General features: G+C 63.8%; 22 protein-coding genes and 1 pseudogene. 6 read left to right on the top strand and 17 right to left on the bottom strand.

Annotated elements, in window-relative coordinates; all coding sequences use genetic code 11:
• Window positions 1-63 precede the first annotated feature (63 nt).
• Window positions 64-1,205 (top strand): annotated as a pseudogene (locus SK1NUM_RS04975) (glycosyltransferase family 4 protein).
• Window positions 1,206-1,224: 19 nt separating this feature from the next.
• On the opposite strand, the gene SK1NUM_RS04970 reads toward SK1NUM_RS04975, so the two are convergent.
• Window positions 1,225-1,635, bottom strand: coding sequence for a hypothetical protein (locus SK1NUM_RS04970; protein ID WP_212326079.1), 411 nt, complete (start codon window positions 1,633-1,635; stop codon window positions 1,225-1,227).
• Between the two features lie 237 nt (window positions 1,636-1,872).
• Here SK1NUM_RS04970 and erm point away from each other — a divergent pair, with 237 nt between their 5' ends.
• Entirely contained in the window at window positions 1,873-2,721 is an 849-nt protein-coding gene (gene erm / locus SK1NUM_RS04965) for a 23S ribosomal RNA methyltransferase Erm (RefSeq protein ID WP_212326077.1), read from the top strand.
• Here the strand turns inward: erm and SK1NUM_RS04960 are convergent.
• On the bottom strand, window positions 2,694-3,512 hold the full coding sequence (locus tag SK1NUM_RS04960; RefSeq protein WP_212326075.1) for a class I SAM-dependent methyltransferase: 819 nt from the start codon (window positions 3,510-3,512) through the stop codon (window positions 2,694-2,696). The two genes, erm and SK1NUM_RS04960, sit on opposite strands and share 28 nt — an antisense overlap.
• A 74-nt stretch (window positions 3,513-3,586) precedes the next feature.
• Between SK1NUM_RS04960 and SK1NUM_RS04955 the strand changes: the two genes are divergently transcribed.
• Together SK1NUM_RS04955 and SK1NUM_RS04950 are read left to right on the top strand one after the other, a co-directional pair.
• Entirely contained in the window at window positions 3,587-4,780 is a 1,194-nt protein-coding gene (locus SK1NUM_RS04955) for a glycosyltransferase family 4 protein (RefSeq protein ID WP_223927822.1), read from the top strand.
• Window positions 4,780-6,618 (top strand): glycoside hydrolase family 13 protein, encoded by a 1,839-nt coding sequence (locus SK1NUM_RS04950; protein WP_212326072.1) that lies wholly within the window; start codon window positions 4,780-4,782, stop codon window positions 6,616-6,618. The genes SK1NUM_RS04955 and SK1NUM_RS04950 overlap by 1 nt, the downstream gene beginning before the upstream one ends.
• 152 nt (window positions 6,619-6,770) lie before the next feature.
• On the opposite strand, the gene SK1NUM_RS04945 is transcribed toward SK1NUM_RS04950, so the two are convergent.
• The 4 genes from SK1NUM_RS04945 to SK1NUM_RS04935 all read right to left on the bottom strand — a co-directional run bounded on the left by SK1NUM_RS04945 (window position 6,771) and on the right by SK1NUM_RS04935 (window position 8,153).
• A complete protein-coding gene (locus SK1NUM_RS04945) occupies window positions 6,771-7,322 on the bottom strand; it encodes an aldo/keto reductase (protein ID WP_212326068.1) in 552 nt (183 codons plus the stop codon).
• Between the two features lie 67 nt (window positions 7,323-7,389).
• A complete protein-coding gene (locus SK1NUM_RS15195; protein ID WP_263407065.1) occupies window positions 7,390-7,515 on the bottom strand; it encodes a hypothetical protein in 126 nt (41 codons plus the stop codon).
• Between the two features lie 164 nt (window positions 7,516-7,679).
• A complete protein-coding gene (locus SK1NUM_RS04940; RefSeq protein ID WP_212326065.1) occupies window positions 7,680-7,892 on the bottom strand; it encodes a hypothetical protein in 213 nt (70 codons plus the stop codon).
• Between the two features lie 15 nt (window positions 7,893-7,907).
• Window positions 7,908-8,153, bottom strand: a complete 246-nt coding sequence (locus SK1NUM_RS04935; RefSeq protein ID WP_212326064.1) for a hypothetical protein — start codon at window positions 8,151-8,153, stop codon at window positions 7,908-7,910.
• 130 nt (window positions 8,154-8,283) lie between these two features.
• On the opposite strand from SK1NUM_RS04935, the gene SK1NUM_RS04930 reads away from it, so the two are divergent.
• Together SK1NUM_RS04930 and SK1NUM_RS04925 are read left to right on the top strand one after the other, a co-directional pair.
• A complete protein-coding gene (locus SK1NUM_RS04930; RefSeq protein ID WP_212320937.1) occupies window positions 8,284-8,571 on the top strand; it encodes a transposase in 288 nt (95 codons plus the stop codon).
• Window positions 8,562-9,452 carry an IS3 family transposase gene (locus SK1NUM_RS04925; protein ID WP_212327380.1) on the top strand — a complete coding sequence of 297 codons (891 nt, stop codon included), beginning with the start codon at window positions 8,562-8,564 and terminating at the stop codon, window positions 9,450-9,452. The genes SK1NUM_RS04930 and SK1NUM_RS04925 overlap by 10 nt, the downstream gene beginning before the upstream one ends.
• Window positions 9,453-9,785: 333 nt before the next feature.
• On the opposite strand, the gene SK1NUM_RS04915 is transcribed toward SK1NUM_RS04925, so the two are convergent.
• Genes SK1NUM_RS04915 through SK1NUM_RS04865 form a run of 11 tightly spaced genes read right to left on the bottom strand, consistent with a single transcriptional unit; the run spans window position 9,786 to window position 20,022 of the window.
• Window positions 9,786-11,153 carry a glycosyltransferase family protein gene (locus tag SK1NUM_RS04915; RefSeq protein ID WP_212326062.1) on the bottom strand — a complete coding sequence of 456 codons (1,368 nt, stop codon included), beginning with the start codon at window positions 11,151-11,153 and terminating at the stop codon, window positions 9,786-9,788.
• Window positions 11,146-12,066 carry a hypothetical protein gene (locus SK1NUM_RS04910; protein WP_212326060.1) on the bottom strand — a complete coding sequence of 307 codons (921 nt, stop codon included), beginning with the start codon at window positions 12,064-12,066 and terminating at the stop codon, window positions 11,146-11,148. Before SK1NUM_RS04910 ends, SK1NUM_RS04915 begins: the two co-directional genes overlap by 8 nt.
• A complete protein-coding gene (locus tag SK1NUM_RS15445; RefSeq protein WP_212326058.1) occupies window positions 12,063-12,629 on the bottom strand; it encodes an HAD-IIIA family hydrolase in 567 nt (188 codons plus the stop codon). The genes SK1NUM_RS04910 and SK1NUM_RS15445 overlap by 4 nt, the downstream gene beginning before the upstream one ends.
• Window positions 12,630-12,635: 6 nt before the next feature.
• Entirely contained in the window at window positions 12,636-13,916 is a 1,281-nt protein-coding gene (locus SK1NUM_RS04900; protein ID WP_212326053.1) for a UDP binding domain-containing protein, read from the bottom strand.
• Complete coding sequence (locus tag SK1NUM_RS04895; RefSeq protein ID WP_212326051.1) at window positions 13,909-14,868, bottom strand: NAD-dependent epimerase/dehydratase family protein; 960 nt, start codon at window positions 14,866-14,868, stop codon at window positions 13,909-13,911. Before SK1NUM_RS04895 ends, SK1NUM_RS04900 begins: the two co-directional genes overlap by 8 nt.
• Window positions 14,865-15,482 carry an SIS domain-containing protein gene (locus SK1NUM_RS04890; RefSeq protein WP_212326049.1) on the bottom strand — a complete coding sequence of 206 codons (618 nt, stop codon included), beginning with the start codon at window positions 15,480-15,482 and terminating at the stop codon, window positions 14,865-14,867. Before SK1NUM_RS04890 ends, SK1NUM_RS04895 begins: the two co-directional genes overlap by 4 nt.
• On the bottom strand, window positions 15,479-16,471 hold the full coding sequence (locus SK1NUM_RS04885; protein ID WP_212326047.1) for a Gfo/Idh/MocA family protein: 993 nt from the start codon (window positions 16,469-16,471) through the stop codon (window positions 15,479-15,481). The genes SK1NUM_RS04890 and SK1NUM_RS04885 overlap by 4 nt, the downstream gene beginning before the upstream one ends.
• A 49-nt stretch (window positions 16,472-16,520) precedes the next feature.
• Window positions 16,521-17,504 carry a GHMP family kinase ATP-binding protein gene (locus SK1NUM_RS04880; RefSeq protein WP_212326045.1) on the bottom strand — a complete coding sequence of 328 codons (984 nt, stop codon included), beginning with the start codon at window positions 17,502-17,504 and terminating at the stop codon, window positions 16,521-16,523.
• A complete protein-coding gene (locus tag SK1NUM_RS04875; RefSeq protein ID WP_212326043.1) occupies window positions 17,497-18,186 on the bottom strand; it encodes an NTP transferase domain-containing protein in 690 nt (229 codons plus the stop codon). Before SK1NUM_RS04875 ends, SK1NUM_RS04880 begins: the two co-directional genes overlap by 8 nt.
• Window positions 18,183-19,361, bottom strand: a complete 1,179-nt coding sequence (locus SK1NUM_RS04870; protein ID WP_212326041.1) for a DegT/DnrJ/EryC1/StrS family aminotransferase — start codon at window positions 19,359-19,361, stop codon at window positions 18,183-18,185. The genes SK1NUM_RS04875 and SK1NUM_RS04870 overlap by 4 nt, the downstream gene beginning before the upstream one ends.
• Complete coding sequence (locus SK1NUM_RS04865; RefSeq protein WP_212326039.1) at window positions 19,354-20,022, bottom strand: transaldolase family protein; 669 nt, start codon at window positions 20,020-20,022, stop codon at window positions 19,354-19,356. Before SK1NUM_RS04865 ends, SK1NUM_RS04870 begins: the two co-directional genes overlap by 8 nt.
• Between the last annotated feature and the right edge of the window lies 1 nt (window position 20,023).

Raw genomic sequence — 20,023 nt, 5'->3', positions numbered from 1 at the left:
GCAGCTTACCATCATAACTTACGGCAGGGGTGTCGCGCGTCGTTGACTAGGTAGACTGATGCAGTGCGTGTGGCCGTCGTTGCGGAGTCGTTCCTGCCGCAGGTCAACGGAGTGACGAACTCCGTCCTGCGGGTGCTTGAGCACCTCCGGGGCATCGGACATGAGGCGATGGTGATCGCACCAGCTGACGGTGACAGGACCCCGAGGGACTATGCGGGATTCCCTGTGGAGACCGTCGCCTCCATCGGCCTTCCCGGATACGGCTCGGTGCGGGTGGTGACGACTCCCTCCTTCACCATCGAACGGCTGTTGAGCCGTTTCAACCCCGATGTGATCCACTTGGCCGCCCCATTCATCGTGGGGTTCAAGGCCGCCTCCGTCGCCGCCAGGCTGGGCATCCCCATGGTGGCGATCTACCAGACGGACGTTCCCTCGTTTGCCGCCCGGTATGGCTTCCCACACGCCGAGTACCTGCTGTGGCATCACGTGACGCAGGTGCACTCCCTGGCGACGCTGAACTTCGCCCCGTCGACGTATGCCCAGCAGCAGCTGATCAGCCACGGCATCCCCCGCGTCCGCATCTGGGGGCGTGGCGTGGACTCGGAGCGCTTCGACCCGGCCAAGCGCGATCACGGTCTCCACCGCCAGCTCGCCGGCCCCGACGGATGCCTGATCGGCTACGTGGGTCGCCTGGCCGCCGAGAAGCAGGTCCAGGACCTGACCGCCCTGAAGGGCGTCCCCGGCGCCCGGCTGGTGATCATCGGCGACGGTCCCTCCCGCCCCGAGCTGGAGCAGGCGCTGCCTGAGGCGGCCTTCCTGGGGCAGCTGGGCGGCGACGATCTGCCACGCGCCATGGCCAGCCTCGACCTGTTCGTCCACACCGGTGAGCTGGAGACCTTCTGCCAGGCCATCCAGGAGGCGAAGGCCTCGGGGCTGCCCGTCGTGGCCCCCAGGCGCGGGGGCCCCATCGACCTCGTCGACCCGTCGCGCACCGGCTGGCTCTACGAGCCGGGAAACCTGGCGGAGCTGCTCGCCCGGGTTGCAGACCTCGTCGGGGACGACGCCAAACGCATCGCCTTCGGGGCGGCGGCCGTGAGTCCGTGCTCACCCGCACCTGGGCCAATGTCTGCGGAGAGCTGGTCGGGCACTACGAGGAGGCCATCCGTCTGAGCGTGCGCCGCAAGTCCCTCAACAGGGATCACTGACGGGCCTCGCCCGACAGGCTCAGGTTGAGGGCAGCTGACGCTGAAACCCCTTGTCACGCCGGATTTCCGCCCCGGTGATCGACAGGTGGCCCGCCCAGGTGACGACCTCCCAGTGCCACATCGACATTCCCGGCGCGGCCATCCGCAGGTGCCGGTACAGGCCCTCGTCGTGCAGGACGGTCAACTGGTGGTGAGCCGCCTGGTCGACGAAGCCGTTCCATGTCCGGGTGTACGGGATGCGGGCCTTGTCGTCATCGGGGTCTCCTCCTCGCGCGCCGGTACCTCCGACGTCGCACGAGGAATGGGCGGGCTTCCTCTCCCGCGGGACAGCACCGGCGTCAGCACACGGGAACCAGAACCCGGCTGCCGTGGCGGGGCCCACGGTGTCGATCCACTCGTGAGTCTGACGGAGGTCTCCATCGCCATCCACGTCGAGCGATGCTGAAGCTCGACGCTACACTTCCTCGGTGCTGCCGTGGCTCACATCCTTCACTGGTCTAAGAGCCTCAACCGAATCTAAGAGCCTCAACCGAACCCAGGGCGATTCACCTTCCCAGTGACCAGGTACCCTGGGGTTGCAACACGCTTGGCCCATACGCCCGTACGGCTGGCGCGGAACCGCATGACTCAGGGGGACGTCATCACGAGAAGCAACGGAGGGAGCGCCATGAGCCAGATTCGAACGTTACGCGACGAGCGTCGACGGACGTTCTCGCAGAACTTTCTAGTCAAGCCGAGCTCCATCTCCAGATTCCTGGACGCCGCCGAACTGGAGCGTGACGACAAGGTGGTGGAGGTTGGCGCCGGCTCAGGCGCACTTACCGGGCTACTCGCCGAGCGCTGTGCACGCCTCGTGGCCTACGAGGTCGACCGAAGCTGGTCGAGCAAGCTTGAGGCAGAAGTCGCCCGTCGGACAAACGTCGCGATCGTCTACGAGGACTTCCTCGCGGCTGCTCTGCCAACCGGCCCAATCAAGGTGGTGGGGAACATCCCCTTTGGGACGACGTCGGCGATCGTTGACCGTGTGCTGGGTCTCCAAGCGGTCAGGTCGGCAACGTTTATCACCCAACTTGAGTATGCCAAGAAACGTACTGGTGCGTACGGCCGGTGGACCCGCCTGACGGCCACGACCTGGCCGGAGCACGAGTGGGAGCTGCGTGGACGGATCCCCCGCACCGACTTCCGGCCAGTTCCCCGGGTGGACGCTGGGGTCTTGCACCTGCACCGTCGCGACTCTCCGTTGGTCGCAACTTGCCGGATGCAGGCGTACGCCGCAATGGTCGAGCTAGCGTTCAGCGGCGTCGGCGGATCGGTGAGAGCGTCGCTGAGTAAGAAATACCCCTCGGCCTTGGTGCGCGAGAGCCTCGGCGCAGCAGGGGTGCCGGCAGACGCCGTCGTGGCCTACGTATCCCCGGACCAGTGGGTCACGGTCTTCCACAGCCTCGTCGGTAAGGTGTCCGCCACATCGACGAAGTATCGGCGTGGACCTCAGTTCTCGCGGCGCAAGACGAGGTGATGGTGCCGGGCTATCGCCCGGTATTCCTCACGCTCGGCAGCGAGAAGTTCAGCCTCGACCATATCGGTCAACCAGCCAGGCCCGTGCTTGCGGTGCTCGTCAGTCATCACCTCGTTGAAGACCCGGATTCCGTAGAAGCCTACGGGCGTGAACCCGGCTGCCACGATCTCGTCCACGACCGCAGTGGTGTCGACTGGAGGGGCGGCAACCTGCTTACCAGGCATACCCAGTCGCAGACCTTCCCCGCGCAGGTCACTGAGCAATGCACGAGGATCCTGGGTGCGCACGGCTGTCGTCAGAGGCACCGCAACCGGGTTGGCCACCACCAGCGACACGATCCCGCCGGGTCGCGACCGGCCGGCAAGTGCTCGGGCGAAACTCGTCCGATCGGCGACGTACTCGAGAACGTTGTGCGCTGTAACTACGTCATAGAATTCCGCGTGCTCGCCCAACGCGGCCTCGGCTGGTTCGTGGAGCATAAGCGGCTCCCATGAGCCCGCAGAGGCCACACCGCGCAGCGCGTCGGTCGCCACCGCCACCATGTCTGGATCAATGTCGGCAATCGTGATGCTGTGACCGGCGCCCGCCGCCCGCAGTGCGAGGCTACCGTCGCCGCAGCCTACGTCGAGCAACTTCGACCTCGGGGGAATGAACGGTTCCAGAGTACGCCATACAAGTTCAATCCGCAGCTGGTGCCAGGGTTCCCGCATCATCGCGGCGTAGTCCGACGCTCGACCGCGCAACGACCCAGCTACGTCACCAGCCGTGCTGCGACCGGACCATGCACTCATGAAGGGTTCCTCGACTCGTAACGATTCCACGCCCTGGCGGCAGCCGTGGGAAGCAACTGTGCCATCATACGAGAGTGCGAGTGCTTATATTGTCTTGGGAGTACCCCCCAGTCGTCGTCGGTGGCCTTGGCCGCCACGTCCACGGCCTGAGTGTCGCGCTCGCTGCGGCTGGGCATGAGGTGACCGTGATGACCAGGGGAGCTGATGACGGCACCAGCCCTGCCCTTATAGTTTTCGAGGGCGTCCGGATTATCCGCACCGAGCCCGACCCGGCGGTGCCCAAGATAGGCCCCGATGACATCGTCACCTGGGCCCTGGCCTTCAATCACGCCCTCACTCGCGGTGCGCTTGCATTAGAGGGCCCGTTCGATGTAGTCCACGTCCACGACTGGTTGGTCGCTCACGCAGGTGTCAACTTGAGTGTTGCGACCGGTGCGCCGCTTGTCGTGACCGTGCACGCCACCGAATCCGGCCGTCATGGGGATTCGCTGCGGACCGATCTACACCGCAAGATCCACGGAGTCGAACGCTGGATGCTGGAGTCAGCAAACCGGGTGGTGGTGTGCTCGACGCACATGCGCGATGAGGTCCAGTGCTTGTTCGCTCCCGCCGTCGGTCTAGTCGAGGTGGTGCCTAACGGCGTGGACGCGCGTGCGTGGTCACCTTTAGCGCAACCTGTTGCTCGGAGCAGTGTCGGAGAGCACAGTTCCGGTCCACTACTGGCTTGCATCGCGCGTCTCGTACGTGAGAAGGGTGTCGGGGACCTTATCCGGGCGACGGCGTTACTGCGACACCGTCATCGCGGCCTGCGAGTCGTCGTTGCGGGTGAGGGCCACCGACGCGAAGACCTCCTTGCCGAGGCTGCCAAGCAGGGTGTCCAAGACATCGTCGATCTCGTGGGCTTCGTCCCGCAGGACCAACTGGCAGAGTTGCTGGCCGCTGCGTCGGTGGTCGTAATCCCGAGCCGGTACGAGCCATTCGGTCTGGTCGCGTTGGAAGCCGCCGCGGCCGGAGTGCCGAGAGTGGTCGCCGCAACCGGTGGCTTACTCGAGCACGTCCAGAACGAGCGAAATGCGTTGACCTACCCGCCGGGCGATGTGGAAGCCCTCGTGGCAGCTATCGACCGCGTGCTACTTGAAGCCGGTCTCGCCGAGCGACTAGTCCGTACTGCCGCCGACGACCTCAGGTCAGTTCCCAGCTGGGATGAGGTAGCGGCAACTGTGACGGGTGTATATGAGCGTGCCCGAGCAACGATGTGCGCACCTTGATGAGACTCCCTCCACACCACGATGGATCAGAGCTGTACGTCAGCGATCCGCACCCACAGCTTGGCGAACTCGTCGCCGTGTTCGTCCGCGTGCCGCGGTGGGTCGACGTGCGCCAAGTATGGGTGCGTTCGCGGCCCGATGGAACGCTGCATTTACGGGAGGGCGTCCCGGACCGGGTCGAGGAGCACGACGTCATCTGGCGGTGTGAGTTACCTATTCACAACCAGGTAACGCGGTACCGGTTCCAGCTTCGCTCCCCTGGGGGCCTGTCGTGGTTGACAGCGGCCGGCGTCTCGCGCTGGGAACCACCAGAGAGTACAGACTTCTGCTTAACGACCTTCGCTGGGCCTCCGGACTGGGTGTCGAACAGCGTCTTCTACCAGATCTTTCCCGACTGTTTCGCCAACTCGGGTGCCACGCGCGAATGGCCGGAATGGTCGCTGCGGTCGGCCTGGGACGATCCAGTCTCGACCGATTGGCGGGTATCCATCCGGCAGGTCTACGGCGGAGACCTCCAGGGCATCGCCGAGCGCCTCGACCACATGGAACGACTGGGTGTCAACGCTCTGTACCTAACCCCGTTCTTCAGCGCGCCCTCTTCCCACCGGTATAACGCAGATGATTTCACTCACGTTGACCCCCTCCTCGGGGGCGACGAGGGACTTGCAATGTTGTCGGCCGAAGTGCACCGTCGCGGAATGCGGATCCTGGGTGATCTAACACTTCACCACTGCGGCTCGACGCATCAGTGGTTCCAATCCGCGCATGAGCTCGGACAGGCGGCGGCCACTTCGGAGTACTTCCCGTGGGAGGGGACAGACTTCGCATATTGCCGCGGAATCCCGACCTTACCCAAACTCGATTATCGTTCCTCACGTGTTCGCCAGGCGATGGTGACGGGGAGTAATTCCGTCGTTACCCGTTGGCTGCGGCCTCCCTTCGAGCTGGACGGGTGGAGGATCGACCTAGCCAATATGGTTGGGCGATACCGAGACTCGGATGAAAACAAGCCAATCGCACGCGCAACCCGGCGCGCGATGAGCAAGGTGAACCCCGCGACCTACCTCGTCGGTGAGCACATGTACGATGCCTCTCCGGACCTCCTTGGCGATGGTTGGCACGGCGTTACGAACTATTCAGGTTTCACGTGGCCGGTACTCGGCTGGCTAGGGGACGTCGAGTTGCTCGGGCGGGCTTGGTTCATGGGAAATCCCGTGATGCCCTCCCTCTCCGGCCAGGACGTCGCCGAAGCCCTTGACGCTTATCGCGCCAACGCACCATGGACGGCGGCGACGCATGCGCTGAACCTACTGGGCTCCCACGACACGCCGCGATGGCGGACAGTGGCCCGAGACGTTGAGACTGCTGTGGTCGGGGTCGGGCTGCTAATGAGCTACCCCGGTGTGCCGTCGATGCTGTACGGCGATGAGATCGGCCTCACCGGATCCAAGGGAGACCTGGCGCGCTCCCCAATGGTTTGGGACGAGAGCCGTTGGGACACCGCCTTGTTCGAGGAGTACCGCCGACTCATCCATCTGAGGTGCGAGCATGTCGCCTTTTCACGGGGTGGCTTCCGCTGGGTTCACGTTGGAGAGGACGTCTTGATCTTTTTACGAGAGAGCGCCAGTCAGCGCCTGCTCGTGCGGGCCAGCCGGCGCGCCCACCGACCCGTGCCCCTGCCGCCCGAACTCCTTCTCGGCTGTCGCACCGCCAGCGCCGCCCTGCTCTACGGGCAGGTGCCTCTACGAGAGAGACCCGACGGCGTCGCCGAGGTGCCCGGCGAGGGTCCTTCGTTCGAGGTGTGGGAGCTCGACGCCGCGCCGGCGTCAACTGCGTGAGCCCAGTTTCGAGCTCGTCGGCGAGCGCACGGGGCCTGCGCGGAAGCGGGGCTCGTCTGCGACGGACCAGCGCAGTAACCGTCCTGAAGGCGAGGGATCGGCGTACTTGCCGGTGAGCAACCCTTCGGCTAGCGGGCTCCACGCGACCACCCCTATATCCCAGCGGTCCAGAGCCGCGGCCGCGACGTGTTCGACAGCGTGTTCGAACATGCTCTATACGGAGCTTGGTTATACAACACGGCCGGCGGAGCCTGCTGGAGCGCATCGAGCTGGTGGTTGCGGAACGTGCTCGTCCCAATCTGCAGATCCTTGCCCTCGGTGACAAGCTCTGCAAACGCACCTGCGGTCTCCTCGGCTGGGACGTCTGGATCGGGACGATGCAACAGCAGCAAGTCAATACGGTCAGTGCCCAGCCGGCGTAGCGAGATCTCAGTCGCGCGTCTAGCTGCGTCCGCTGACAGACCCCGGTCGGCAGACCGGGGCCCGAACGGTGCGTACACTTTGGTACTGATCACGACCTCGTCGCGGACAGGTGCGAGGAAGGCACCGACGATTTGCTCAGACCGGCCGCGGCCATAGTTATTGGCGGTGTCGAAGTAGGTGATGCCGTGGTCGAGTACCGCACCCATCAGTCGCTCCGCCTCTTCGGCCGAGGTGTCCCAGCCGAAGAGCCAAGTGCGAGCCCCCACGGTCCTGACTGCCACGGCCTCGCAAACTCAGGGGAAACCTGCCCACAGGCCTCGCGAGCGCGATCCTGCCCATCAGACATTCTCACCTCACCGGGATGGGTACGGGCTGCCCGCCCGCACGGGCCGACTCGGCGGCAGCGGCGCCCGCGAGTGCAATGTTGAGCGACGTCTCGAGCGACAGGTCCGGTAGGTCACCCGCGACAGCCACCAAGAAGCGCCTAAGCATCAGCCGCTCGGGCTCGCGGCCCAGGCCCCACAAATCTCCGTATAGTTCGGCCGGGCAGGTGGGAGCTGTCGTCCATGTCCCCTGCTATCGTGCCGGTACACCCGTAGGTCACCCTGGTAGGCGCCTGCCGGATCCGACTCAAGGGACTACCACTCGCCGGTGAGGTTCCACCGGGTCACCGGGCGGGGCACCAGGCTGCTGCTCACTATGTAGTGAGCAGCGCCGGCAGCGGTCTGCGCAAGGGCTACCGGTTGTAGGGACCCGCGCCGGCTAAGCGGCTCGACACCGGTGACGACAGTCGCCTGGTCATCCGTCAGGTGCAGGAGCGGCCTGAGGCCATCGGTTAGGTACCTCGACATTCCCAGATCCTCCCGCTACCGAGCGGCTGGCGCGCTGGAGTCCATCTTCAGGACCAGCCCTCGCCGCCCCAGCACGCTGCCGCCTAGGATGGACAGCTCCCAGCTGTATCGCCAGCACTGCGGGAAGTAACAGAAAGACTCGGCGAGAGCTGCGAGCCGCCCGCCGCGTTCGGCGGCCGAACGGACCACGTCGGCCTCCACGGCACCAGTGACCATAGGACACTCGACCGACACGTGGCAACCAGCATTGAGGGCCGTCACGGCAACCTCCGTCTAGGATGACAGAGGTGTGGCGACGACGACCACCTCGAGTCTACTGGAGTGCCCGGCGTTTCGTGGACAGTGGTGAAAAACCTGAGTTTATTCGAACATGTGAGGTAAAATCTGTACTATGCCGGCTTCGAAATTTAGTAAAGAGTTTAAAGAACAAATCATCGCGGAGGTTCTTGAGGGGTCTCGGCCGATAGCGGAAGTGGCGAAGTCCTACAATCTGGTTCCGCAAACTGTGGGTAACTGGGTGAGAATATGGCGGAAGCAGCATCCCGACCCAGGTATGGTAGAAGCCTCGTCGGATCAGGTGGCGGAGAACAAGCGCTTGCAGGCTGAGTTGCGTGAAGCGAAGATGGAGATCGAGTTTTTGAAAAAAGCGGCGGCCTTCTTCGCGCAGGAATCCCGGTAGCAGCGAAATATGTTTATATTCACCGCGAGGAAGGCAGCTATCCTGTGTATCTGATGTGCCGCTGGGCCAGAGTGTCTCGTTCCGGCTACTACAGATGGCGGAATCAGGGTTTATCCGAGACGCAGAAACGCCGGGAAGAACTCACTATTTTAATTACGCATTTCTTCCACGAGTCTGAGCAAACCTACGGGTATCGACGTATCCACGCAGCTCTGGTTGAACGGGGAATCCACGCGAGCCCAGAGCTGGTGCGTCAGCTCATGCACCGGGCTGGCTTGGTGGCCTGTCAGCCCCGGAAACGGGTCCGTACCACCATCCCGGCCCAGGATCTTCACCACCGCCCGGATCTGGTGAAAAGGAATTTTACCGCCAACAAACCAGGGCAGAAATGGGTAGGCGATATCACCTACATCCCCACCTGGGAAGGATTCACTTATCTAGCAACCGTCATGGATTGCTACTCGAAAAAGATCATCGGTTATGCGATCGCCGGGAATATGCGCACCCGGCTTGTTGCCGAGGCTTTACACATGGCAGTCAGAAATTGCCCAGTAACCCGAGGTGAAACCGTCTTCCATTCGGATCGTGGTTCGCAATACACCTCAGCTGATTACGCGGAAATCATGAACACATATGGTATCCGTGCCTCGGTAGGTAGAACTGGGTCGTGTTACGACAATGCCGCAGCGGAATCATTTAATGCCACCTGCAAGAAGGAGGTAGTGAACCGGAAGATCTACCCAACACGGAAACATGCTATAAAGGATGTGACAGCCTGGATCGAGTTACGTTACAATCAGAAACGACTTCACTCGGCGTTAGGGTACCGAACCCCCAACCACGTCCACCAAGAATGGAGCCAACACCAGAAAGCAGCCTAGAAATCCCATTTTTCAGTAGTGTCCACAAAACCCATAGCACTCCAATGAGACCTCGACCGATGTAGCCCGTGTCAGCGATGATTGTGTCAGCTGTAAGATGGGCGAGGATGGCATGGGCATCGAACACTTGTGGCATCATGGGTGGAGTCGGGTAGAGGGGGTGATGCCCATTGCAGCCGACCGTGGGTGTCTGCGAGGATCTGGATGTTAACCCCAGCCTGATGGTGTTTGCCGGAGTACGGCTTCTGAAACGAGCCGCTCTTGCCATTATTTAGACTCTACTTTTTGGCCGAGCTTCTGGATTCACTGAATAACCCTCCCGGAACCGTGTAATCATCGAACGGCCTCCCGGTCTGGCCCGGGTGCGTAGAGGAACCGCTGACGCTGCAAGTCGCGACGCTGAGCCGCCGACCGGCTGATAACGTGAAGGTGTCGCCCAAGCGCTTCGTTCAGGGTGGTACGCCAGTTCGTGGCGAAGTCGTGGTGGCGTCGGGCGTCCTCGGCGGCGACGGCGCCAAGTCGAACTCGCTCTTGGAGGGGCATTCGGGTGAGGCAGTCAAGCATCCGGGCGACACCGTCGACGCTGCGATCCTCCGCTAGGACGCCGTTTCGTCCGGGGACCACCAGTTCCCTATACACTCCGGTCGGGACGGCTGACACCACTGATCCCCCTCCGTCGCTCATTAGCGCCGCCTCAATCGGGGTGACCGAAGCGGCCTCTCCCCAGGACAAGAAGGTCGCTGTGAGCGTACCCTCCCATTGACACAGCGCTGAGATGACGTCATCGTCCTGACCGTCCAGTAGCACCGCAGACGACTCGAGCGCGGCCACAGTATGCGCCAACGATTGGTTGGGTACCGGATTCAGTACCACGGGCACGACCCGGTCATCAATCGCCCGACATGCGCGGACGAGCAGCGAGAAGCCCTTCCCTGCCCCCGCGCGACCCCAGCTGAGCGCCAGGGGCCGATCGAGTGGCACGCCGAGGGCGCGTAGCGTATGGTGCACGGTCGCGTCGGACTGGCGCCGAAACTTCGCGTCGCTGGTCGGCACCCCGGCACGAGCGAAGATCATGTCATCCTCGTCGATGCCGTAGACGCTCGCGTACTGCCGACGCATCCACGCAGACTCCCAGCCGACGTTCACGCGTTCGTCAGAGCGGGCTAAGTGACCCATCACGGCATCGCTGTATGCCTCGGGCCGGTCTGCCCCGCCGTGCGCGCTTATGACCGGGTTATGCGTCATATGCACGTAACTGACGCGCAGCCCCAACTGGTCTGCGGCTCTCAGCACGAACCGTGGTGCTATCGAAAACATACTCATCCCGCCGACCACCAGGACAGAATCAACCGACCGGGCGAGATGTGCCACTAGCTGCCCCACGGCGGCGCCGAGAGCGACGAAGTGTTCCAGATGGTCCGGCTCCGAGTTGGAGCGGCGGGGGTCGACAAGCGGATGGAACTCGACGTGCCCCGGGCGGATGTACTGCTCCATTGCCTGCTCAAGCGCGGCATCATCAACACGACCTCCCAACGTCCTTTCGGCTACATGCCAGCTCAGGTCCACGCCGTGCGCAGCGGCAACCTCCTGGGAAATCGCCCGCGCGTCCAGGATGTTGCGGACGTAGCGCGCTACCCCACCGTCGACGCGGTAGAACCCCTCATTTGTAACTAGGAGCACTGCCACCCGGTGGTCAGCCATTTAGGCTGGACAGAGCGTCGTCGAAACCGTGGCGGTAGAGGTAAGCGACCACGAGCCGGTTCATCCCGATACCGCAGCAACCGCTCCACAGTTCCTCGCCATCCGAGCTGCTGATCCCGAAACTCTGGGTCATGTGGTTGCCCTCGGCGGAGCAGCCGGAGATCTCGCGCAGGTCGAAGCGGTCATCGAAGTGGTTGGCCCACTCGGGCCGGAACCGGTCGGCGCGCAAACTGCTAAGCGGCACCTCAATGTCCTGCACCGGAACCTCATCGGGGGTCTGAGCATCTTCCTGCATCTGTACCAGCGACGGGATCTCCATACAGCCCTCAGCGACGACGACCTGCCAGGCAAGACCCCAGCTACTCAGCAGCCCGGTCAAGGCCTCACGTACCTCGCCGCGGATACGCCGGACGTCGTCCCGACTGCCCAGAAACACATGCTCGACCCGCATGAATTCCCGCGCCTTAATGGGGCCATCTAGGTGGCGTGACAGCTCGTTGCGCCACGTCCACCCGCCGAGGGTCTCGACGATACGGATCGGTGTCGTGGAGATGTCGAGCTCACGGCCACGGAGCATCTGGTAAAGGCTGATGCACTGGACAGGATCAAGCACTTGATCGGCGTCGATGCCTGCGGGAACGAGCAGCTCCGGTGCGTACTGGCTGAGGCGGAAGCTGTCGAGGGCCTCGCGCGGGATCAGCCGCGGGAACAACCACTCCTCAAAGCCGAGTTCGGCGGCACGGTCGAGCACCGCGCTCTGCAGCTTGCGCAGGAGCCTGACCCACGGAGCGCCATAGATGTACTGCCCTTCGGCAAACTCGTGAATCCACCCTCGATCGAGGGCCTCGGCGGTCACATCGCCGCCGGCCATCTGCTCGATCTCCTGAGTGGCGATGACGGTTCCCAGCTTCATTCCGTACTCCTAATCGTGTGTCGGATATCTCGGGCCCGCAAAACTTCGCGGACGCCGCTCATCAGGCTAGTGGCATAGGAAAGTTCCGGCACAGTACTCTCGGTAGCCCGCTGCACAGGCGTGATGATTACGGCGCGCAGTCCGGCAGACAGCGCCGCCTGGGCATCAGTGGCCCGATCTCCGAGCATCCAAGAGTGGCTCAAGTCGATCCCGAACTCCTCGACCGCACGGCGGAATAGGGTGCCCGCCGGCTTGCGGCACGCGCACCGTAACGCCGCAACGTGCGGGCAGACGTAGACGTGGTCAAGGACGAGTATCTCACGCAGTTGGCAGTGCATGCTGTCCAGGTCGCAAGGGTCGAGTAGGCCGCGTTGTAGGTCGGGCTGATTCGTCACGACGAACATGCGCGCCCCAGCGTCACGTAGGGCCGCGGCTGCCACGACGGCGTCCGGCAGGAGCGCGAACTCGTCGATTCGCCATGGCGAACTCCGGCGGTCATCGCGCGCTACGTGCGCGTTTAAGGTACCGTCACGGTCAAAGAATACCGCCCATCGATCTGACATCCCGCCTCATTTTCCCCACATGTCGTGCAGCTGCCATCCGTCATGCCCGCGCAGATTTGAGGCGGCCGCGCACAGGTTAAGCAGGTTCGGTCGGCGGACGGGCAGTGAGCCCAGGTCGAGCGACCGGTACTCCTCGTGGGCGGTGACCAGCACAACGCAGTCAGCTTCGGCTGCCGCGGATGAAACCGTGCAGTGGCGGTCAACCGCATCGAGCGCGATTTGTTCCGCGTGTGGGTCGTGCGCCGTCACCGTACAGCCGAACGCAGTGAGCTCTTTGGCTAGTCGCAGGGCCGGTGAGTCTCGCAGCGTCGCGATCCCCGGCTTGTAGGTCAGCCCCAGCAGGCACACGCGCCGCTGATACAGACCATCGAGAATCCGGTCTAGGAGAGCCACCGGCGCGAGCGCATGGCTGGCATTCGAGCGGCTGACCGCAGCGAATAGGGTATCGCGGCCGAACAATTCACCCACCTCCCACAGCGCCCGGACATCGCGCTGCAGCGTCGCGCCGGCATATGCCTGTCCGGGGCGTAGGGGGGCCTTTGGGCTCACCCTCGAGTCTGCCCGGACAGCCTCCGTCACGGCGACCGGGTCTGCGCCGAGTTCGCGGGCGATCCACCCGAGATCATTAGCGAAGACGATGCACATGGACAGAAAGACGTTCGTGCCGTGTTTGACCAGTTCGGCTTCCACAAGCCGGACCCGACGGATATCTCGTGCTTTCCACCGGGCAACTAGCTCCGCGACTGCGGGCGGAAGCTCCGGAGCATCGCAGCCCACGACAAGGCGCTCGGGGTGCAGGAAGTCCTCGAGTGCCGACCCGAGCCGCAGGTTCTCGGGCACGTGGACCAACGCCTGGCTGTCCGCCGGCAGGCCGCTCGATCGCAGAAGCCGCTCGCAGGTGCCTGCCCGAACCTGACTGCAGAGCATTATTGCCGGTCCGCTGACACCGCGCTCCAGTAGTGCGCGGACCGCATCCTCGGAGCGCGAGTCGTCGATCTCGCCGTCGACGGTCGTACGCGAGTCGTAGGCCACCACAACAAGCCCCGCGCCCCCCAGCGCCTGGTCCAAGTCCACCTCATCGGCCAGCACGACGTAGCGACCGTCGGCGGCAGCGGTCGCCAAAACATCGGCCACGCCAGGTTCACCGGCCGTGCCGCCAAGTGTCTCGAGGACCTCGCGCGCATCCCTATCACGGTCCCAACCCCGAACAGAGTAGCCAAGGTTGAGCAGACCCGCTGACGTGACCGACGCGAGGTGCCAGTCCCCCACGACAACGACCTCACCCATTGGTTCTGTGCTCCTGCAGTAGTCGACGCACGCACGTGACCAGCGCGTCATGCGACGTGACGGATGCGTGCCAGCCGAGCCCATGGGCCAGCGAGAGGTCGAACTCGACCACCGGGACGTCTCCCGGCCAGCCACGGCTTGTAGCGCCGAACTCGATCAGAGGATTGACCCCGAGCTCCTTGGCGACCATCTGCGCGATCTCCGACACGCTGACGGTGTCTTCTGCTCCGAGATTTGCGACCAGAATACCGCCAGCGGTGTGAGCCGGAAAGGTGAGAAGGGCCCGAGCACAATCCTCAACTAAGAAGTAATTCTTGCGCTGACATCCATCACCGAGCACTTCAAGTCTCGTGGGGTCCTTACGCAGCTTATGTAGAAAATCATACACGACGCCGTGGTTGAGACGGCCGCCCACGACGTTACCAAAACGCAGGATAGTCCCCTCTATGCCATACAGGTGGTTGTAGGACGAGATCAACGCCTCGGCCGCCAGCTTGGAAGCGCCGTACACAGAGATGGGTAGAAGGGGTCCATACGATTCCGACGTCGGCCGCTGCGTAGGCTCGCCATAGACCGTGGATGACGACGAGAACGCGATTCTTGTGCAGCCGGTGGCGCGCATTGCCTCCAGCACTGAGCGGGTTCCGAGGACGGACTGCTCTACGTCAACCCAGTTGTTGACAAGGCCCACCCGCATGTCAACGCTTGCAGCGAGGTGCACGACGTCGTCGACTTCGTTGCTGTCCATTACACGCTGAAGGGCCTGGGTGTCGAGAATATCGATCTGCTCGAATAGGCACGTCCCGACCTCCACGTGCGGTGCGATCCATCGCATCGTGCTATTAGAGAGGTTGTCGACAACCACCGGCGTGCGCCCTTCGGCGACGAGTGCGTCAACGACATGGCTGCCAATGAAGCCGGCGCCGCCGGTGACCAGCGTTCGTCCGTTCACAGCTCTTCCCCCGTAGTGCGCATCGCGAGGCAGATGGCGTGCGCGACCAGTAGGTGCAGCGACTCCACTCCCGGTGTTGCGTATGGCTCCACATCCATCTCCACGTTTACGTGCACGTCAGCGAGGTCGCCCAGTGCACCCCCGTCGAAGCCGGTGACGGCGATGACCGCAGTACCGTGCGACCTTGCGAGACTCGCGAGCTCGACTAGATTGCTCGATACCAATCCGTCCCGCGAGCCCCCGTGCACGGAGAAGAGCACCACGGCGTTCGTACCGACTGGGTACTCACCCTGTAGCCATGGCTCAGCGAGGTGCGCCAACGCCAGCGCGGGGTCCTCATCATTCGTCCATGCAGTGAGGCAACTAACATCGTTCGTCAGAGACACGGTGCGCAAGTGGGGCCACCCTGTCCGACGAGTGAACTTCGTAAGGTCCGCCGCGAAATGCGCCGCGGTCGAGCTGGAACCACCATTGCCGGCAACGAGAACGACGCCGTTGCGCACCCGGACCTGGTGCAAAACCTCGGCGGCGCTCAGGATGTCTTTACCGCTAATTCGGCTGAATGCATCGGCGGAATTCCTCCACAACGTCGCGATCTCGTCTGCTGTAGTCATGACGCAACCTGCTCCCATCGTTGGTGTTTCACTGACCGGTAGGCGGCCTCGACGACGGCGAGAGCTCGCCGTCCAGCGTCGCTCTCCTGGTGCTGCGGTCGCGCCGTCGCCTCCCGGAAATACTCCCACTCACGATCCCAGGAACAGTCGCTGCCGCGAAACTCGGTGATCTCCTGACGGAACGGACCATCGATGCGGGGTTCGACCACCAAAGTCTCCACCCCGTACGAACCACCGAGGCCCACGACCCGGATGGTCGCCCGCTCGCACGTGACCTCGAACGTGAAGCGGTTGCGCCAGAAGGCGAGGCTGCTATGCACAGTGGCGGTCACACCCGAACGCAGGGCAAGCAGCAGGCGCGCGTCATCCTCAAGGTTGCCCGGCAGGGCGAAGTGGTGGCCTAGCCGGGCAACCACGGCGTCGACGGGCGACACCAGATACTCGACTAAATCCACTAGGTGGATGCCCTGCTCCATCAACTGCCCCCCAGATACCTGCGCCGGGTCGGACCGCCACTCTTCTGCATACCCGCCGCGCAAGCCGTGTCCGTAGGCAGCGTCCAGCGCTAGCACTCTACCGTGGATTCCAGTCTCGAGTAGCTCGCGCGCGGCCGTGATGGCCGGGTGGAACCGATGGTTGAAGCCGCAAATTAGGATCCGGCCCCGCCGGGCTGCGGCCTCTGCCATTACCGTTGCCTCCTCACTGGACGCGGCAAGCGGCTTCTCGCACAACACGTGCTTTCCGGCCTCCAGTGCCGCGACGACGATCTCGCGATGTGACCTCGGCGGCGAGGCAACGATCACGGCGTCCAAGTCCTTTCGCGCCACGAGGTCCTGCCAATTGTCGACCGCTTCGCCGCCGTATCTCTCAATAAGTGCTTCGGCGCGCCTATCTCGCTGGGAGTACAGCGCGACCAGTCGGTCTTCCGGCGCCAGCGCCGCCAACCGTCGGTTGGCCTGCAGCCCGGCTCCCACAATACCTACCCGCACGTCATCCTCATACTTCCTCTAGTGGTCATGAAATCATCGCAGCGACCGCCTACCGAAACCATCTGCGCAGACCGGTCGCAACTGGTCGCACTCGTATGTGCCGCAGGCCCCATGTGGCCATCGACGCCCGAAGATCCTGCGCCCGACCAGGCATCACTGCTACCAGCAGGTGCCCACCTCCGCCAGCTCCAACGACCTTGAACCCCAGCACACCCATCGAGTCCGCACAAGCAGTCAGTCGACGGCAGGCTGGATGGTCCGCTGCGGGGTTTCGCCTCACCTTCTCATCCCAGTGTCGACGCAACACCGCGCCGATCTGCTTGATGTCCTGGCCGAGAAAAGCGCGCTCGTTCTCGTCCGTGAGCCGAAGCGCCGTGTCCACGATCGCGGAATTGACTAGGCCGGACGAGGCGAGGACTGTCGCAGCGTCGCGGGTTTCGGGCAGGCCAAATAGGAGCAGCTGAGAGTCCTTGAGGAGTCGCGTCGCGGCATGCAGCAAGTCGAAGCGGGTATGATAGAATACATGCCCTTTAGTGTCGATGTCAAGCTGCACCGCGCCACCGATCGCTGCCACCCAACTGTCCTGTTTACCGACCGTACGGCCCAACAGGTCACGCTCGATGGTGAATGCGATCTCGGCGATCTCTGGCTTTGGCAAGACCCGACCGACATGGCGTGCGAGCGCATCGACGAGTGCGACCAGGTAGGCGCCCGACCCGCCAAGACCCGAGCCGGGTGCTATCGGTGAGGTTACAACGACGTGAACGACTGGCGCGGTCTCTAGGCAGGCGGCTGCGGCGCCGACGTATGGGTCGGCGGATTCGGCAGCGTGCTCGACCCAGTACCACCCGGCCTGCGACGGGACCGCGGCGCGCGCGGCCTCGGGATCGCTCGCGACGGAGACGACGACCTCGCGGTCGATCGCCACGGCCAGTACCCGAGTCTGGCTCCGCTGGTAGAACTCCGGTAGATCCGTGCCACCGCCGGCCACTGGAAGGCGCATCGGGGCAGCCGAGACTATTGCGTCAGGCACGATGCAACCCTACCAGTGCGGACCGCACTCGCTGTAGCCGCTCCGGCGTGCCAACGTCGAGCACCGGCCCTTCGACAAATAAGTGGGCGAGCGCTCGCGTCGGCACCATCGATCCGAAAAAAGTATCGTCATCGTTGCCACTGAACGCGTCGAGTGCGTCTGCCCGCAGGTACCGCGTCCCGCGGTCGATTAGCGGCAACGGCGAAGACTTGTCGTAGGACACAACCAGGTCGGCGTCTACGTCGATATTCCCCTGGTCCATCGATTGCGACGCAGCGGCCGTCGTCATGACCGCCGCAGCGCTGGTGCGCTGTGCCACCTGTACCAGGCGCTCCCAGATACGACCGACTTTCGGGGGCAGGACGTCACCGAGGACGAGCAGAAACTCCGAGGCAAGCAGACCTCTTGCAGCGCGCAGAGCGCCCACTGTCCCTGCCGGCGTAGCCTCGCGCCGATACTTTACCCGGTACGGCCGCTCGGACGACGCCGCGAACGCGATGACCTGTTCGGCGTGGTGGCTCACCAGCAACAGCACCTCGTCCGGCTTCCATTGGTCGACCACGCCGAGCACGTGGGCGAGGAATGGTGCCCCAGCGACCTCAACCATGCACTTCTGTGATCCCCTGGTGATCTGACGCAGCCGGGTCCCAGCGCCCCCACACAGTACGACGACCTGCCTCATGACCGGGCCATCGCGTGCCTGCGGACAGTGCTCACGACATGCGCGACCTGCTCGTCTGTCATCGCTGGGAAGATGGGAAGAGAGAGTAGCCGAGGGTACACCTCATCAGCCACCCGGACATGGGCCGGATCGGTGGGGAAGTGATCGGCGTAGTAGCTGAATTGGTGGAGCGGGCGCAGATGCACGCTAGTGCCCACACCGTCGGCCGCCAGCCGGGTGGCCAGCTCGTCACGCTTGAGGTGCGCCGGGATGCGGACGATGAATAGGTACCAGGACGATCTGTTGGTACGAGTGTCGGCGGGCGGCAAGTCGAGCCCCGGGACGCCGTCCAGCCCTTCCAGATAGATGCGGGCGATGCCAGCGCGCCGCGCGTGCAACTCGTCAGCACGCGCCAACTGGCACCGCAATACCGCCGCGAGGATATCTGGCAGGTTGTACTTGAACCCGGCGGCGACTACGTCGTAGTGGGGCGAGCGGCCGAAACGGTGCCGGTCGTGCGTGCTTCGGTCGATACCGTGTCTACTCAGCACGCGGCATCTCTGCTCAACGTCCGCGTGAGGTGTGACAAGCAGACCGCCCTCCGCGCTGGTGAGCGGCTTGGTGACGAAGAACGAGAAAGCTGCGGCGTCCGACAGTGCGCCGGGGGTAATGCCGTCCCGCTCTGCCGGGAGCGCGTGCGCGGAGTCCTCTACGAGACGCAGCCCGTGCTCATCGCAGAACTTCCTGGCAGCACGTACATCGGCCATCCGGCCTGACATATGCACGATAACGAGGGCCTTGGTGCGCGGCGTGAGGGCCCGACGCGCAGACTCGAGGTCGATGTTCAGCGTTTCAGGCTCAACGTCGACCAGCACCGGCCGCGCCCCAGCGTGCACGACCGTGGCTGCTGTCGCCGTGAAGGTTACAGTCGGCACCACGACCTCATCGCCCGCACCGACGCCCAGTCCTAGCAGTGCCAGGTGTAAGGCAGCCGTGCCGGAGCTCAGTAGCAGCGCGTGCGGGACATTCAGGTAGGTCGCGAACCGGGACTCAGTGTCGCGCGCGACCTCGCCGGTCCCGATCCACCCGCTCTCGACGACGGACAGCACCGCCTGTTGCTCCTCGCTCCCGAGGTACGGCGCTGCGAACGGCACCACGACCGGCTCAATAGCAGTGCCCACTTCTTGCTCAACCATCCCGCCGCTCACAGCGTGAGGTGGACAGAGTCGGTGCTGAACTGTTCAGCAAACAGGCGGCTCGGGTCCGGGGCCAGCCACGCCCGCAGAACTGACGACGGTACTGCGCGCCAGCCGCGAGTGCGTCTGAAGCGTCCGCCGGTTTGCGGATGCTGCCAATCACTGTCTTGGCCGACAAACCACTGCGGTCACGGTGAGCAGTGACCTGCTTGAGAGCCCGGGCTGGGTTGATGCCGGCGTCGCGCATTCGGCACCACAGCAGGCTGACATGGCTCACACCAAGGCCCACAGCTGCCATCGCCTGCCCTGGGGTAGTGCACGCAGTGACATTGACCTTGATGCCGTTCTGCGCGCAGCGACTGATGAGCGACGTCCGGAGCTCACCAGAGCCGGTTAGCAGTGGGATCTTAACCCGCACCTTGTCACCCTGCGCCGCCAGCGTCCTTGCCTGGTCGAAGGCCTCCGCTGGGTCTTCCGGCAGCACCTGCAGATGCAGCTCAGTGGGATCGAGCGCCAGTAACTGGCCCGCGAGGTCGCACAGGCTCAGCGCACCGGCAGTGCGTACTAGCGTGGAATTAGCGGTGGTTCCCACGACGAGGCCGGTGGCAAACCAGTATGCGCACTCCTCCACGTCTGCGCTGTCGACGTAGACCTTCGTCATG

The sequence above is a fragment of the Arachnia rubra genome, assembly GCF_019973735.1.
Classification (GTDB): Bacteria; Actinomycetota; Actinomycetes; order Propionibacteriales; family Propionibacteriaceae; genus Arachnia; species Arachnia rubra.
Note: the sequence above shows the minus strand (reverse complement) of the source record. Positions and strands in the feature narration are given on the sequence as shown.

Bases quoted from the DNA above. Each gene is read 5' to 3' on its own strand.
- erm (WP_212326077.1), top strand. From the start codon at position 1,873: ATGAGCCAGATTCGAACGTTACGCGACGAGCGTCGACGGACGTTCTCG.
- SK1NUM_RS04960 (WP_212326075.1), bottom strand. From the start codon at position 3,512: ATGAGTGCATGGTCCGGTCGCAGCACGGCTGGTGACGTAGCTGGGTCG.
- SK1NUM_RS04950 (WP_212326072.1), top strand. From the start codon at position 4,780: ATGAGACTCCCTCCACACCACGATGGATCAGAGCTGTACGTCAGCGAT.
- SK1NUM_RS04940 (WP_212326065.1), bottom strand. From the start codon at position 7,892: ATGTCGAGGTACCTAACCGATGGCCTCAGGCCGCTCCTGCACCTGACG.
- SK1NUM_RS04930 (WP_212320937.1), top strand. From the start codon at position 8,284: ATGCCGGCTTCGAAATTTAGTAAAGAGTTTAAAGAACAAATCATCGCG.
- SK1NUM_RS04915 (WP_212326062.1), bottom strand. From the start codon at position 11,153: ATGGCTGACCACCGGGTGGCAGTGCTCCTAGTTACAAATGAGGGGTTC.
- SK1NUM_RS04910 (WP_212326060.1), bottom strand. From the start codon at position 12,066: ATGAAGCTGGGAACCGTCATCGCCACTCAGGAGATCGAGCAGATGGCC.
- SK1NUM_RS15445 (WP_212326058.1), bottom strand. From the start codon at position 12,629: ATGTCAGATCGATGGGCGGTATTCTTTGACCGTGACGGTACCTTAAAC.
- SK1NUM_RS04900 (WP_212326053.1), bottom strand. From the start codon at position 13,916: ATGGGTGAGGTCGTTGTCGTGGGGGACTGGCACCTCGCGTCGGTCACG.
- SK1NUM_RS04890 (WP_212326049.1), bottom strand. From the start codon at position 15,482: ATGACTACAGCAGACGAGATCGCGACGTTGTGGAGGAATTCCGCCGAT.
- SK1NUM_RS04875 (WP_212326043.1), bottom strand. From the start codon at position 18,186: ATGAGGCAGGTCGTCGTACTGTGTGGGGGCGCTGGGACCCGGCTGCGT.
- SK1NUM_RS04870 (WP_212326041.1), bottom strand. From the start codon at position 19,361: ATGGTTGAGCAAGAAGTGGGCACTGCTATTGAGCCGGTCGTGGTGCCG.
- SK1NUM_RS04865 (WP_212326039.1), bottom strand. From the start codon at position 20,022: ATGACGAAGGTCTACGTCGACAGCGCAGACGTGGAGGAGTGCGCATAC.